General features: G+C 61.9%; 13 protein-coding genes. 9 read left to right on the top strand and 4 right to left on the bottom strand.

Translation table 11 applies throughout. The features are described 5' to 3' along the window. Positions 1-165: 165 nt before the first annotated feature. Both AK81_RS05630 and AK81_RS05625 read right to left on the bottom strand, forming a co-directional pair. A complete protein-coding gene (locus tag AK81_RS05630) occupies positions 166-987 on the bottom strand; it encodes an aldo/keto reductase (RefSeq protein ID WP_043197375.1) in 822 nt (273 codons plus the stop codon). Next, a complete protein-coding gene (locus AK81_RS05625; protein ID WP_043197373.1) occupies positions 975-1,880 on the bottom strand; it encodes a LysR family transcriptional regulator in 906 nt (301 codons plus the stop codon). The genes AK81_RS05630 and AK81_RS05625 overlap by 13 nt, the downstream gene beginning before the upstream one ends. Positions 1,881-2,020: 140 nt before the next feature. Here AK81_RS05625 and AK81_RS05620 point away from each other — a divergent pair, with 140 nt between their 5' ends. The 9 genes from AK81_RS05620 to AK81_RS05585 all read left to right on the top strand — a co-directional run bounded on the left by AK81_RS05620 (position 2,021) and on the right by AK81_RS05585 (position 10,524). Continuing rightward, positions 2,021-2,719, top strand: a complete 699-nt coding sequence (locus AK81_RS05620) for a CoA transferase subunit A (RefSeq protein WP_043197372.1) — start codon at positions 2,021-2,023, stop codon at positions 2,717-2,719. 35 nt (positions 2,720-2,754) lie between these two features. Then, positions 2,755-3,411 (top strand): CoA transferase subunit B, encoded by a 657-nt coding sequence (locus AK81_RS05615; RefSeq protein ID WP_016499568.1) that lies wholly within the window; start codon positions 2,755-2,757, stop codon positions 3,409-3,411. Positions 3,412-3,585: 174 nt separating this feature from the next. After that, positions 3,586-5,004, top strand: coding sequence for a short-chain fatty acid transporter (locus AK81_RS05610; RefSeq protein WP_043197371.1), 1,419 nt, complete (start codon positions 3,586-3,588; stop codon positions 5,002-5,004). Between the two features lie 186 nt (positions 5,005-5,190). Then, complete coding sequence (locus AK81_RS05605) at positions 5,191-5,733, top strand: helix-turn-helix domain-containing protein (protein WP_043197370.1); 543 nt, start codon at positions 5,191-5,193, stop codon at positions 5,731-5,733. A gap of 250 nt (positions 5,734-5,983) precedes the next feature. Then, the gene (eppA, locus tag AK81_RS30200; RefSeq protein ID WP_016487266.1) at positions 5,984-6,160 is read left to right on the top strand and encodes an EPS-associated small membrane protein EppA; all 177 of its coding nucleotides are present in this window, start codon (positions 5,984-5,986) and stop codon (positions 6,158-6,160) included. 266 nt (positions 6,161-6,426) lie between these two features. Continuing rightward, entirely contained in the window at positions 6,427-6,984 is a 558-nt protein-coding gene (locus AK81_RS05600; protein WP_043197368.1) for a polysaccharide biosynthesis/export family protein, read from the top strand. A gap of 24 nt (positions 6,985-7,008) precedes the next feature. Next, the gene (locus tag AK81_RS05595) at positions 7,009-8,124 is read left to right on the top strand and encodes a hypothetical protein (protein ID WP_043197367.1); all 1,116 of its coding nucleotides are present in this window, start codon (positions 7,009-7,011) and stop codon (positions 8,122-8,124) included. Positions 8,125-8,143: 19 nt separating this feature from the next. Continuing rightward, entirely contained in the window at positions 8,144-9,706 is a 1,563-nt protein-coding gene (locus AK81_RS05590; RefSeq protein WP_043197366.1) for a GumC family protein, read from the top strand. 11 nt (positions 9,707-9,717) lie between these two features. After that, entirely contained in the window at positions 9,718-10,524 is an 807-nt protein-coding gene (locus AK81_RS05585) for a CpsD/CapB family tyrosine-protein kinase (RefSeq protein ID WP_043197365.1), read from the top strand. Between the two features lie 145 nt (positions 10,525-10,669). Here AK81_RS05585 and galE read toward each other — a convergent pair whose 3' ends face one another. Beyond that, complete coding sequence (gene galE / locus AK81_RS05580; protein ID WP_043197363.1) at positions 10,670-11,644, bottom strand: UDP-glucose 4-epimerase GalE; 975 nt, start codon at positions 11,642-11,644, stop codon at positions 10,670-10,672. A 105-nt stretch (positions 11,645-11,749) separates the two neighbouring features. After that, positions 11,750-14,350 (bottom strand): cellulase family glycosylhydrolase, encoded by a 2,601-nt coding sequence (locus AK81_RS05575; protein WP_043197362.1) that lies wholly within the window; start codon positions 14,348-14,350, stop codon positions 11,750-11,752. Between the last annotated feature and the right edge of the window lie 4 nt (positions 14,351-14,354).

Here is a 14,354-nt window from a genome sequence, read left to right as displayed (position 1 = left end):
TTATGCGAACAGGCGGTGTGCTCAAATCTTGGGCCTTGCAAGGATCCTTGTGGGAGCGGGCGTGCCCGCGAAGCAGCCACCGCGTTGCATGGCACCGGCGTTGCCGGTGTTCGCGGGCGTGCCCGCTCCCACAGGGATCGCGTCCTGGCCCGGATTGCGCTCGCCCTACACCATCGCCAACCGCTGCTTGCGCGTCGGCGCCGGGAACGCCCGGTCGATCGCCCGCAGGTCTTCGCTGTTCAAGGTCAGTGCCCCTGCGGCTGCATTCAGCCGCACATGCTCGGGCGCCACGGCCTTGGGGATGGCGATCACCCCATCACTGCGGGTCACCCAGGCCAGGCTGACCTGGGCCGGTGTGGCGCCATGCCGCTCGGCGATTTCTGCCAGCACCGGGTGCTGCAACAAGCGCCCGGCCTGGGCCAGCGGGCAGTAGGCCATGGTCGGCAGCGCGCGCTTTTCGCACCATGGCAGCAGGTCGAACTCGATGCCACGCTGGGCCGGATTGTACAACACCTGGTTGGTTGCGCATTCAGGGTTGTGAAGTTCGCGCAGGTCGTCGACGTCGAAGTTGGACACGCCCCAGCGCCTGATCTTGCCTTGCTCGCGCAAACGCTCGAAGGCTTCGACGGTTTCCTCCAGCGGGTGTTGGCCACGCCAATGCAGCAGGTACAGGTCGATGCAGTTGGTACCCAGGCGGGTGAGGCTGCGCTCGCAGGCGGCCGCCATACCGCGTCGGCTGGCATTGTGCGGGTACACCTTGCTGACCAGAAATACCTGGTCGCGGCGCCCGGCAATGGCCTGGCCAACCACTTCTTCCGCGCCGCCTTCGGCATACATCTCGGCGGTGTCGATCAGGGTCAGGCCCAACTCGATACCCTGTTGCAGGGCTGCTACCTCGGCAGCCTTGCGGCCGGGGTCTTCACCCATGTACCAGGTGCCCTGGCCAATGGCCGGAACGCTCGAACCTGCCAGTTTCACGTAACGCATGTCACCTCCGGGATGCGGGTATTGGAAAGCAGAACCTCAAGCAGCGCTTGCGCTGCAGTGGAAAGCTTGTGTTCGCTGAGGGCAATCACGCCGATGCGCCGCTCGACCGTTGGCTCTACCAGGGTGATGCAGCGGGCGCCGAGTTCCTGCATCTGGTTGATGCACAGCGCCGGCACGGCACTGACCCCCAGGCCGCTGGCGACCATGCGGCCAATGGTTGCCAACTGGTGGCTCTCGAATGCCACGGCCAGTTTGCCGTGGTGGGCGGCCACATTCTGCTCCATCAGCAGGCGCACCGCCGAAGGGCGTTGCAGGGCCACGAAGTCTTCGGCCATCAGCTGTGCCCAGCTTACCTGGGGCAGCAGCGCCAAGGGCGAGTCGGCCGGGACCACCGCGACGAAGCGGTCCAGGTACAACGGGTGGAAGTCCAGCCCGTCGATGTTGTCCGGCTCGAAGCCGATGCCCAGTTCGACGCGGCGATGGCGTACCAGTTCCAGCACCTGTTCGTTGATCACGTCATGCACCGTGACGTTGACCTTGGGGTAGCGTTGGCGAAACACCTTGAGCGAGTGGGGCAGGAGGTTGCCGGCAAAGGCGGGCATGGCCGCCACCGACACCCGGCCCAGTTGCAGGGTGAAGCGTTGGCGCAGCATCTCTTCAGTGTCGTCCCAGTCTGCCAGCAGGCGCCGTGCCAGCGGTAGCAACACCTCGCCCTCGGCAGTCAGGCTGACGCTGCGGGTGGTGCGGCTGAGCAGGGCGCCGCCGAGGTTTTCTTCCAGGGCCTTGATGGTCAGGCTCAGGGCGGGCTGCGAGATATGCAGGTGCTCACCGGCCTGGGCGAAGCTCTGGTACTTGGCCACGGCGACAAAGGCACGCAGTTGCTTGACGTTCATGGCAGGCCTATTGTTTGTTTTGTAAAAGTTATCAATCGATGACGAAAACAAAATTAACAAATCAGTCGCGTGCGGTGAAGATGTCTGCACACGCTCACCGACAGCCTCGTCGGTTCTACAACTACAAAAGGCGGATCAGCATGGCCGGACTGGACAAGCGCGTTGCAACCTACGAACAGGCCCTCGAAGGCCTGACCGACAACATGACAGTGCTGGCCGGTGGTTTCGGCCTGTGCGGCATCCCGGAAAACCTTATCAGCGAAATCAAGCGACGCGGCGTCAAGGGCCTGACCGTAGTGTCGAACAACTGCGGCGTCGACGGCTTCGGCCTGGGCGTGTTGCTGGAAGACCGGCAGATTCGCAAGATGATCGCCTCCTATGTGGGCGAAAACGCCGAATTCGAACGCCAACTGCTTAGCGGTGAGCTGGATGTGGAGCTGACCCCTCAGGGCACCCTGGCCGAGAAGATGCGCGCCGGCGGTGCCGGAATCCCGGCGTTCTTCACCGCTACCGGCTACGGCACCCCGGTTGCCGAGGGCAAGGAAGTGCGCGAATTCAATGGCCGTAAGTACATCCTTGAAGAATCCATCACCGGTGACTTCGCCATTGTCAAAGGCTGGAAGGCCGACCACTACGGCAACGTGGTGTACCGCAACACCGCGCAAAACTTCAACCCGCTGGCGGCCACAGCCGGCAAGATCACCGTGGTCGAAGTGGAAGAGATCGTCGAACCCGGCGTGCTGTTGCCCAGCGAAATCCACACCCCGGGCATCTACGTGGACCGTGTCATCGTCGGCACCTTCGAAAAGCGTATCGAGAAGCGCACCGTCAAGGCCTGAGCGGCCTCTACCAGAACAACAAAGAGATCCTGACCATGGCACTGACCCGCGAACAGATGGCGCAACGCGTCGCACGTGAACTGAAAGACGGCTACTACGTCAACCTGGGCATCGGCATTCCGACCCTGGTGGCCAACTACGTACCCGCCGACATGGATGTGATGCTGCAATCGGAAAACGGCCTGCTCGGCATGGGCGAGTTCCCGACTGAAAGCACCCTCGATGCCGACATGATCAACGCCGGCAAACAAACCGTCACCGCTCGCCGCGGCGCCTCGATTTTCGATTCGGCACAATCGTTTGCCATGATCCGTGGTGGCCACGTCGACCTGACCGTGCTGGGTGCCTTTGAAGTGGACGTACAAGGCAACATCGCCTCGTGGATGATCCCCGGCAAGCTGGTCAAGGGCATGGGCGGTGCCATGGACCTGGTGGCTGGCGCCGAGAACATCATCGTCACCATGACCCACGCCTCCAAGGACGGTGAGTCCAAGTTGCTGGCGCAATGCAGCCTGCCGCTGACCGGCGCCGGCTGCATCCGCAAGGTGCTGACCGACCTGGCCTACCTGGAGATCGAAGACGGCGCCTTCATCCTGCGCGAAACCGCGCCGGGGGTAAGCGTTGAAGAGATCATCGCGAAAACCGCCGGCAAGCTGATCGTGCCGGATGATGTGAAGGAAATGACCTTCTGATTCAAAGGGTTTCACACATTCCCCTGTAGGAGCAGCCTTGTGCTGCGAAGGGGCCAGTGCAGGCATTCACATAATGTTTGTCTGTACTGGCCCCTTCGCAGCACAAGGCTGCTCCTACAGGGGTTTTGTGTTTTTGCTGATTTATCCGATAAAACCAATAAAAGGAATTCGACTGTGGCCGCTGAAATCCAAGACAGCCGTTCCGCGCGCTTCGCCTTGCGTTGTTCCAACTGGGCCGAACGCTGGTTCCCCGACTCCTGGGTGTTCGCCGCCCTTGCTGTGCTGCTGGTGTGTATCGGTGCTTTGGCCATGGGTGCGAAGCCGACCGACACCGCCAAGGCCTTTGGTGACGGCTTCTGGAGCCTGATCCCGTTCACCATGCAGATGGCCTTCGTGGTCATTGGCGGTTACGTGGTGGCCAGCTCGCCACCCGCCGCGCGGCTGATCGATCGCCTGGCGCGTATCCCCGGCAATGGTCGCTCGGCCGTGTGCTGGGTAGCACTGATCTCGATGCTGGCCTCCTTGCTCAACTGGGGCCTGTCGCTGGTGTTCGGTGGCCTGCTGGTACGCGCACTGGCGCGGCGCACCGACCTGAAGATGGACTACCGCGCCGCCGGCGCGGCCGCCTACCTGGGCCTGGGCGCGGTGTGGGCGCTGGGTTTGTCATCGTCGGCGGCGCAGCTGCAGGCCAACCCGGCCAGCCTGCCACCTTCGATCCTGTCGATTACCGGGGTGATCCCGTTCACTGAAACCATCTTCCTCTGGCAGTCCGGCGTCCTGTTGGCGGCGCTGGTGGTGGTTTCGCTATTAATCGCCTACGCCACGGCCCCGGGCCCGAACAGCGCGCGCAGTGCCGAAGACTGCGGCGTCGACCCCAGCTTCACCGCACCACCTGCACCGCAGCGCACCCGCCCGGGTGAGTGGCTGGAGCACAGCCCCATCCTGATCCTGCTGCTGGTGGCCCTGGCCGCTGGCTGGCTCTACCAGGAGTTCGCCACCAAGCCTGCGATTACCGCGATCTCCGGGCTGAATACCTACAACCTGCTGTTCATCATGCTCGGCGCCTTGCTGCACTGGCGCCCGCGCAGCTTTCTTGACGCAGTGGCGCGCGCCGTACCGACTACCACGGGTGTGCTGATCCAGTTCCCGCTGTACGGTTCCATCGCGGCCATTCTCACCCAGGTTAAGGGCGTTGATGAACAGACCCTGGCCCACCATATTTCGCTGTTCTTCACCCAGATTGCCACCCATGACACCTATGCCGTGCTGATGGGGGTGTATTCGGCGGTGCTGGGCTTCTTCATCCCTTCGGGCGGTGGCAAGTGGATCATCGAGGCACCATACGTGATGCTGGTGGCCAACGACCTGCAGTACCACCTGGGCTGGGCGGTGCAGATCTACAACGCGGCCGAAGCCCTGCCGAACCTGATCAACCCGTTCTACATGCTGCCGCTGCTGGGTGTGCTGGGGCTCAAGGCGCGTGACCTGATCGGCTTCTCGTTCGTGCAGTTGCTGGTGCACGTGCCGTTGGTGCTGGTGCTGCTGTGGGCGCTGGGGACGACGCTGCAGTACGTACCGCCTGTGATGCCATGAAGGCAGGGCCGCTGTGCGGCCCATCGCCGGCAAGCCAGCTCCCACAGGTACGGCGCATGCCTCGAAAGTGATGCTGTGTTTGTGGGAGCCTGGCTTGCCGGCGATGGGCTGCAAAGCAGCCCCAGCATTTCCTGGGCAGTTTACGTATCATTGCCGAGCTGCCTCAGCCTGGGAAACCCGCGTCACATGTCTATCCGATTGAAACTGCTGCGTAAGAAACTGGGAATGACCCTGGAAATGCTGGCCGAGAAGACCGGCATGACCAAAAGCTACCTGTCCAAGGTCGAGCGCGGCCTGAATACACCCTCGATTGCCGCCGCGCTAAAGCTCGCACGGGCGTTGAACGTCAATGTCGAAGAGCTGTTCGCCGAAGAACAGGTCGGCCAGAGCCGCTACAGCCTGGTGCGCCATGGCGAACGTCAGGCCCTGGTAGGCGATGGGCAAGGGCCGGGCTATGCGGCCCTCACCAGCCAGGTCGGGCAGCGCAGCCTGCTGCCGTTCCTGATCCAGCCGCCGTCCGAGTTCAGCGACCCCACGTTCAAGGAACACCTGGGCGAGGAGTTTCTGTTCGTGCACGCAGGCCAGGTGGAGGTGGATTTCATGAACGAACGGGTGCTGCTGGAGCAGGGCGATGCCTTGCATTTCAACGCCCAGACACCGCATCGACTACGCTCGGTAGGTGCCCAGCCGGCGCAATTGCTGGTCGTGGTTCACCACGCAGACGAATAAAACCACAGGGGGCAGGGCCCGCCCCCACGTGTTCTCATCCGTGAAACGCAGCCTCCCTTGCAGCCGCATTTCTTTGCATAAATTGCATGTCGATATTTTGACGAATGCGCCCATCGCCCATTGATTTTTATTATGGTGTCGGATCATTGACGTAGTGTCATTGTGCCCATAAGCTCAAGTCAACAGCGAAACAACTCCCGCCACACCGAGCAAATAACTAATTGATTTTCCTGTGTTTTTGGAGGGGCGTATGCGCACGACTCTGATTATCAAATCGATGTTCTTGCTGGTGTTGCTGAGTGGCGCTGCGCGTGCGGCAGATTCGTATGTAAACCAAAACAGTATCATTCCTGTTTCAACCGCCGGCTGGTTGTTGGCCTTCGCGGTTGTTGGCTTTGTGCTGGTGGCAAACAGAAGAAAAATCTGAGGCTGACCGGCTCCTTTCCAGAGCGGCCAGAGGTTGTTGCAAGCCCAGGGGCTGGCTTGTGAATTTCCCAACCGTTGCTATATTCCCAGTAGCCCTTGAAAGGCCTTGGTTGCAGAGCAAGGCAGCCTTCCTATAAAGCGTCAAGCTTGGGGCCTCCGGAAAGGCCGAGGCCATCGCGGCGGGTTCAGGCCGCGAAGCAGAGCGAGAGTTGGTGTGCTGTTCTCATTCAGTGCTCTTTTTCGGGCCATTTGGCCGGAGGGACCCTCATGATGCGTTCATTGATTGCCGCATTCTGCGTGCTGACGGTGTGGTCCGATGCCGGCAACGCCGATCAGAGCGGTGCGGCTTACCTGCTCAGCCCCGGTGATGTGGTGATGGTTTCGGTGTGGCAGGAAGACAGCCTGCGTCAAGAAGCCACCGTACTACCCGATGGCAGTATTACCTTCCCCTTGGCCGGGCGCATCAATGTTGCCGGGCTGGATGTAACGGCAGTTGAAAAACAGGTGGCTGCCAAACTCGAAAAATTCCTCCCCGACCCGAACGTCAGCGTTGTCGTCAAGAGCATCGCCGGCAACCTGGTCTATGTCCAAGGCAAAGTTATCAAGCCGGGGCCTGTGCAGATGGCGGGGCCTACCGCCGTGCTTCAGGCGCTGAGCATGTCGGGCGGCCTGGACAAGTTTGCTGACGAAAGCGATATCAAGGTGGTCCGCGGCACCGGCGCTTCCCAAAAGATCCTGCCCGTGCGATATAAGGACCTGGTGTCTGGGCGGGACATGTCCACCAACATCCAACTTCAGGCTGGCGACACGCTGGTCGTTCCTTGATCTTGCCTTTAATAAGAACACTTAATGCCTCTTCTTAGAACAACTAGCATTGCAACGGCAATCTTGGTCTTGCCGTTTACGGGGTCGGTCCTGGCGGCAAATTGGCAGTCTACGGTGGTGGTACCGACATCCGTCGAATATGACAGCAACCCTTTGTTGCTGACATCGGGGGAAAAGGGTGTAACGCGCACGATCATCGCGCCGGACTACACCCTGATCGGTACCTTCGACCAGGACGAATTGAGGTTGGGGCTGGGCATGCATGTGTTGCGCTCGTCCGACACGGATGTGGTCGATGACCGTGAAGACCCTGATATCAGCCTGGGCTGGCAGCGCACCACCGAGCGCGGGCGTTTCGGCCTGGTGGCGCGCTACAACGAAAGTTCGACACTGTCGGGGACAGTGCTGGATACCGGGGTAATTACCACCGACGGTACGCAAAAGCTCTACACCCTGAGCGGCAACTGGAGCCAGGCGGTTACCGAGCGCAGTACCTTGAGCAACGAAACCACCTTTAACCGTGCCCGTTATGACATCAGTACCCTGACGGGTTACGACGAACTGGCAAACGTATTTACCTGGACCTACGCCTGGAGCGAGCGGGCCGATGTGTATACCCGCTTCGGGGCCCGGCGCTATGAGCCCGAACAGGACCTTACCGCGACCGCCTCCAACAGCTACACCCCGGCAGTCGGCATCAAGTACCAGCTTGCCGAAGGCCTGAGCGCCGATGCCCACATTGGCGTCAACCAGGTGTCTGGCGACGACGGTGGCCGGCGCGGGGAGGGTGGGGTGGCGTTGCTGTACACCGGCACGCGTGCCGATGCCAGCCTGACCGCCGAGCGCAGCACGGTGGCCAGTGCCGAAGGCGGCTTCGCCGAGCTGGACCAGGTGCGTGGCGTGTGGAGTTACGCTGTCACCGAACTGTCCCGGGTGGGCGCTGACGCTGCCTGGCAAGACAGCAAAGGGCAGAGCCCGAATACATTGCAGACTTACAGCGTCTGGGCCAGCCGCCAGTTTTCGCCGTACTGGGACTTGCGCCTGTCGCTTATGTACAAGGAACGGCAACAGGACCAGGCGCCCGATGCAACCGCTACGATCGTTGGTTTGACGTTGACGTACAGGTACCCCGACATCTGAACTTCAGGCAGGTGGCCCCATGAAGTCTGACTACGAACTCTCCATCAGAGATTACATCGCCATTATCAAGGACAGGGCCCTGGTGTTAGGGGTGAGTGCCGTAGTCATTCTTGCCGCGACCGTGGCGGTCGCGTTGATGGTGCCGCCGCTCTACCAGTCGACCGGCACCATCCTTGTGGAATCACAGCAGATTTCGCCCGAGCTGGTGTCGACCAACACCACCAGCTTCGCCGATGAGCGCATCGAGGTGATTCGCCAGCGGGTGATGACCCGCGAGAACCTGCTGCGCATCATCGGCAAGTACGACCTGTTCGCCGACAAGCGCTTGAGCGAGTCCGACAAGATCGACCAGATGCGCAATGCCATCGTGGTCGAAACCCTCACCACGTTTGTGCGCGGGCGCGGCGAGGCGACGGTGGCGTTCAATGTGTCCTTCGAACACAAGCAGGCAGAAGTCGCCAAGGAAGTGGCCGACGAACTGGTCACCCTGTTCCTCAACGAAAACCTCAAGCAGCGCACCGAGCGAGCCAACGAAACCACCGAGTTCCTGACCCAGGAGGCCAACAAGCTGGGTGCCGAACTGGCCAGCCTGGAAAACCAGTTGGCCGACTTCAAACAGGCCCACGCCAATGCCTTGCCAGAGCACCAGACCCTGCGCATGAACATGCTCTCGCGTTCTGAGCTGGAGTTCCGCGAGGTCGACCGTGACTACAAGGCCGCCCAGGAAGAACTGCGTTACCTGGAGCTGGAGTTGTCTGCGGCCAATGCCGGCCTGGCCACCAAGGTTACCGAAGGCAGCAAGCCGACCAGTGCCGACCAGCCTCAGGACCTGCCAAGCCTGAAGGCCGAGTACGCCCGGTTGCTGACTCGCTACAAGGAGGCCCACCCGGATGTGGTGGCAGTCAAGCGCAAGATCCAGGCGCTCGAAGCCAGCGGTGGTCGCACGGCAACGGCCTCCACGGTGAGCCTCGACGTGGCGCGCGTTCGGGCCAAGATGAGTGCGGCGCAGGATCGTATCAGTTCGCTGGCCGATCAGAAGCGTGAGCTGACCCGGAAGATGGACGGCTACGAGGCCGAGATCCTCGAGGCGCCGCAGGTCGAGCGTGGCCTGGTGACCTTGATGCGTGACCACGATAACGCGCGCAAGAAGTACGAAGAAATCCGCGCCAAGGAAATGGGCGCGAAGATTACCGAAAGCCTGGAGCAGGAGAACAAGGCCGAGCGCTTTGTGCTGCTGGAGCCACCGCTGATGCCTGAAAAACCGATCAAGCCCAATCGCAAGAAGATCGCTGCGTTGGGCCTGGTGCTGGCACCGGCAGGCGGCGGCGCCCTGGTGATGCTGCTGGAAATGCTCAACCAACGCGTGCGCGGCGTCGGCGCTCTGGAAAACCTGCTGGGCAAACGGGTGCTGGTGGCAATCCCCTACATCGATACCAGGGCCGACGTGGCCAGGCGCAAACGCTGGCGTAACTGGCTGATCCTGGCGGCACTGGCGTTGGCGGCTATCATGGTAGTGCTGGTGCACGTCTTCTACATGCCACTGGATGTGCTGTTGTACAAAGTCATATCTCGGTTTGCATAGGGAAAGCAGTGATGGACAGGACCAAGCCGACTGTTGGCAATAATATTCACCAGGTTACCCCGGGTACCCCCCAGGCATTGTCACCCGCCCCCGGCACCGCGCTGGCGGAAGTGCCTGGCCAGTTCGATTATGTAAACACTAAAGTGGTGCCGCTGCGGGCGGACCATCTGGAGCGCCACCGCATCGTGGCGTACAACAAGAACTCCAACATGAACGGGCCGATCGACCTGCTGCGCACGCAGGTGCTCAGGGCCATGGAGGAGAACGGCTGGCGTACCCTGGCCATCACCTCGCCAACGCCTGAGGCGGGCAAGACGGTGCTGGCGATCAACCTGGCCATGAGTATTGCTCACCACACGACCAAGACTGCGTTGCTGGTGGACTTTGACCTGCGCCGGCCCAAGGTGGGCAGTACCCTGGGCCTGCCCATGGAGCAGGCGCTGAACGAGTACCTGACGGACAAGGCCGAGTTGCAGGAATGCCTGGTAAACCCGACGTTGCCGCGCTTTGTGGTGTTGCCGACGCGGGTGCCGGTGCCGATGTCGACCGAGATGCTGTCGTCGCCCAAGGTAAACAACCTGATCAGCGATTTACGCAACCGCTACGACTCGCGCATCTGCATTTTCGATTTGCCGCCGTTGCTCAGTTCTGACGATGCGATCACCGTCATACCCAAATTCGATTGTGTACTGCTGGTGGTGGCCAACGGGATGAACAACAAGAAGGAAATCGAGGACTGCCTGCATCACCTGGCCACGGTGAACCTGATCGGGACAGTGCTGAACAAGGCCGACGAGCAGCCGCGAACTTATTATTAAGCCTTCAGCTTGCCCGTAGCCCTATCGCGTACCCCTGTGGGAGCGGGCATGCCCGCGAAAAATTCAGCGCGGTGGCTGGCACCGGCTACGCCGGTGTTCGCGGGCATGCCCGCTCCCACAGGGGCGCAAAGCGCCCCCAAGGATCTCAGCCCTGGCGCAGGGCCCAGGGATACTGCAACTCCCACTGCCACGCATGCCGCACAATCTGCTCCAGCGAAGCAAACTCCGGCCGCCAGCCCAGCACCTGCAGCGCCTTGCTCGCATCGGCCACCAGCCGTGGCGGGTCGCCAGCGCGGCGTGGCGCGTCAAGGACATTGATCTGCCGCCCGGTCACCGCCCGGGCGGTATCGATCACCTGCTGCACCGAAAAGCCCAGGCCATTGCCCAGGTTGAACGCAGCGCGCTCGCCACCGGCCAACAGATAATCCACCGCCAACGCATGCGCCGTCGCCAGGTCGGCCACATGCACGTAGTCGCGGATACAGGTGCCATCCGGCGTATCGTAATCCCGGCCAAACACCGTCACCGCCTCGCGGCGGCCTGATGCGGCCTGCAGGATCAGCGGGATCAGGTGGGTTTCCGGTTCGTGGCGTTCACCCAGCTGGCCATCGGGGTCGGCACCGGCGGCATTGAAGTAACGCAGGCATACGGATTTCAAGCCATAAGCCCGGTCGAAGTCCTCGAGAATCTGCTCGACCATCCATTTGCTCAGCCCATAAGGGTTGATCGGCCCTTTGACATGCGCTTCATCGATCGGCACGTACTGCGGGTTACCGTAAACCGCGGCACTGGAAGAAAACACCAGGTGCTTGATGCCGGCATTCACCATGGCCTGCAGCAGGGCGAGGGTGGCAGCGACATTATTCTGGTAGTACTTACCGGGGGCACTGACCGACTCGCCCACCTGGATGAACGAGGCAAAGTGGAACACCGCATCGAAGTGGCAGACGCCGAACAGCACATCCAGGGCCGCTTCGTCGGCAATGTCGAGCCTGGCCCACTGGATGCCGGGGCCAGGTGAAACCAGGTCCGCCACCACCACCTCATGGCCGGCACCGATCAGGTGCTTGACCATGTGTGAGCCAATGTAGCCCGCACCACCCACTACCAGAAATTTCATCCGCACCTCCTGGAATCTGCTGTTTACAGACGCAGTGAACCGTCCCTGAAACGTGCAGGTGGGATGATCAGCTACAGGTGACCTGAGCGTAGATGGCCCAATACCCTATTTCAAGAACAGCCAGTTGGACATGTATTTGCCGTCGAACGTAATGCTGTACTGCCCATCCTTGTAGTCCACCGGCAAGGCCTTCAACTGTGCCTGTGCATCGCGGGCGAACAGTTTCAGACCGGCGGGTGCCTTGATGGTCAAGCTGCCTTCAAGCGGTTCGACGTTGAACGGTGTCTTGTCATCGGCCTTGGGCATGGCACGCGTGCCCAGCGACAACAGCAGCTCACGCGACTGGCCCAAGGGTTTGCCGTCCAGGCTTTGTACCGCGACGCTGGCGTAAGGCGTTTTCGCCTGTACCTGAACGGCACCCAGGCTGATCGCGCGGCCACCCAGCCAGCCGGTGGCGGCCTGGGTCAGTGGTGTGTCGATGGTGTAGATGCCTTGCTGCCAGTTGCGCTTGAGCTCGCCAGTGTCGGTCACCGACTCCGTGGCGTCGGTGGCCAGCAGCGATTGCCCCGGGTCCTGCAGCACTTGCGCGCCAGACGGGATGGCAGCGGGTTTCAGCCAGGGCAGTTCCGGTGTCGGCGGCAGGGCGATCTGCAATTGGCCCTTTTCCATGGCAGTGCGCAACAGTACCGAATTGCGCGGGGTGATCTCCTGGTTGTAGAGGGTGGCGGGCGTCGGTGCGAACACGTAGCGGGTCGTTGCCGGCTTGACGTCCGCACGGCGGTAGAGCAGGGCGGCCGCGGGCAGGGTGGCGATCATCGCCGGGTCGTTGTACGCGTGCCAGTTGTCCGCCGTGCGCCAGCCCGGGTTGAACCCTTGCTGGCTGTAGGCGTACTGCATCATGGCGTCCCAACCCTGGTGGCTGGCGGTGCCGGCCACGTACAGCGGCAACGAGTGGCGGTCGGGCAGCGGGAACGGTTCGGCGTTCCACTCGGTGACGGTCAGCGGTTTGCCGACCACCTGGGCGGCGGCGATCCAGTCGATCATGCCGTCGCTGGTCAACGGGTTTTTCTCCAGCTGGCCAATGGCGCCGTAGCTGTGGGCATCGACTACATCCCCTGCGGTCAGGGCCGGCAGTGCGCTCAGGCCATTGCCGCCCCAGGTGCTGGTGGTGGCAATCGGCACTTTCACGCCCAGGCCACGCAGGTGGGCGATCATGTCGGCGTTGAAGCGCTGCTCCAGGTCGTTGAGGAACAGCTTCGACGGGCCATGCTCCCAGGCACGCCAGGTAAGGTCGGCGGGCAGGTCATGCTGCCTTGCGAAGGCTTTGGCTGCCGCCATGTAGCGCTCGCTATGGCGCGGTACGTCCTTGTCCGGCAGCAGGGCGTTACCGTAGTGCTGGGTGAGGTCGTTTTCGTTGGTGATCAGCACGGCGGCGATGGCCGGGTCGTCCTTGTAGGCCAGGCCGGTGTATTCGTTCACATGGGTCAGGTACTGCTCGGCGAAGCGTTTCATCGCTTTCTGGATACTGTCGTTTACGTAGGCGTAACCCTTCAGGTCGACGCGACCTTCCTTCTCGGGCAACTCATCGAAGTCTTGAATGTTGTCGTTGGCGGTAAACGCACGTTGCACGTGCATGTCCAGCCAGATGTAGATGCCTTCGTCCTTGAGTGCCTTGATCCACAGGTCGAGCTTGCGCAGCGATTCGGCGCTGAGCTGCTGGGTATCGCGCACCAGGGCGCCGTCGCCAAACACGTTCGGGCTGACCCACGGCGAATCGTGGTGGTGCAGGCGCACCAGGTTGAAGCCCAGTGCCGACAGGCGCTTGGCCTGTTGGCGGATTTCTTCGTCGGGGCTCTTGAACAGCGAATAGGCAGACAGGTTGGTGCCCCAGAAGCGCACCGGGGTGTTGTCTGCAAACATCAACTGTTCGCCGACCGCCTTGACGAAGCCGCGCTTGCCGGCGGGCTTTTCCGCGGCGTTGAGGAACGACAGGTCCACCGGCGAGGTGCGCCAATCCAGCTGGTCATCGGGCCAGCTGGCGGGGTCGGCCAGGCCGAAACGCTCGGTGGGCGTGGGGCCCAGTTCGATGTCGCCGGTAACGTTGAGCACCGCCTTGAGCTGCTGCTGGCCGGCGTTGATCGGGTCTTTGTAGAGGAACGCACGCAGTTCGGACGGGTTGCCGCGCTCGAAATAGACCTTGGCCAGTGGCGGGTCGAAGCGCATCTCGACGCGCCGGCCCTGGTCGGCCTTGCCCCATGACCAGCCGCGGTTGTCGGGCAGCAGCTGCGGGGCGCCCATGTCGCCGGCGATTTGCGCCGGGTCGAACTGGAACACCATGCCGCCGCCCATCACCCCGGCCTGGCGGCTGTGGGCGGTAAGGTCGAAGGCCCAGCTCAGGGTTTGTGCCTGCTCCTTGCGGATATCCGCCTTCAGGTCGAAGTCCAGCTCCTTGTTCTTGCCCAGCAGCGTGTACTGGTAGGGGCCATTGACCTTGAAGTCGGTGTAAAAGCCGGTCCAGCTCCAGTTGGCCGCCCAGAAGTCGAACTTGGCTTTCATCACCGGCCCGCCGCCGTATGTCACCGTGGGCAGGCCATTCTGCTCATCGACACTGACCTGCCACTGCGAAGCCCAGCCGGCCAACGGCAGCAATGCCAGGCCAGCCATGGCCGAAGCCTGCACAAGGTGACGCAGGGTGAGCACATTCATGGAC

The sequence above is a fragment of the Pseudomonas putida W15Oct28 genome (assembly GCF_000708715.2).
In the GTDB taxonomy this organism is placed as follows: domain Bacteria; phylum Pseudomonadota; class Gammaproteobacteria; order Pseudomonadales; family Pseudomonadaceae; genus Aquipseudomonas; species Aquipseudomonas putida_R.
This window is presented reverse-complemented; position numbering and strand designations above follow the sequence as displayed.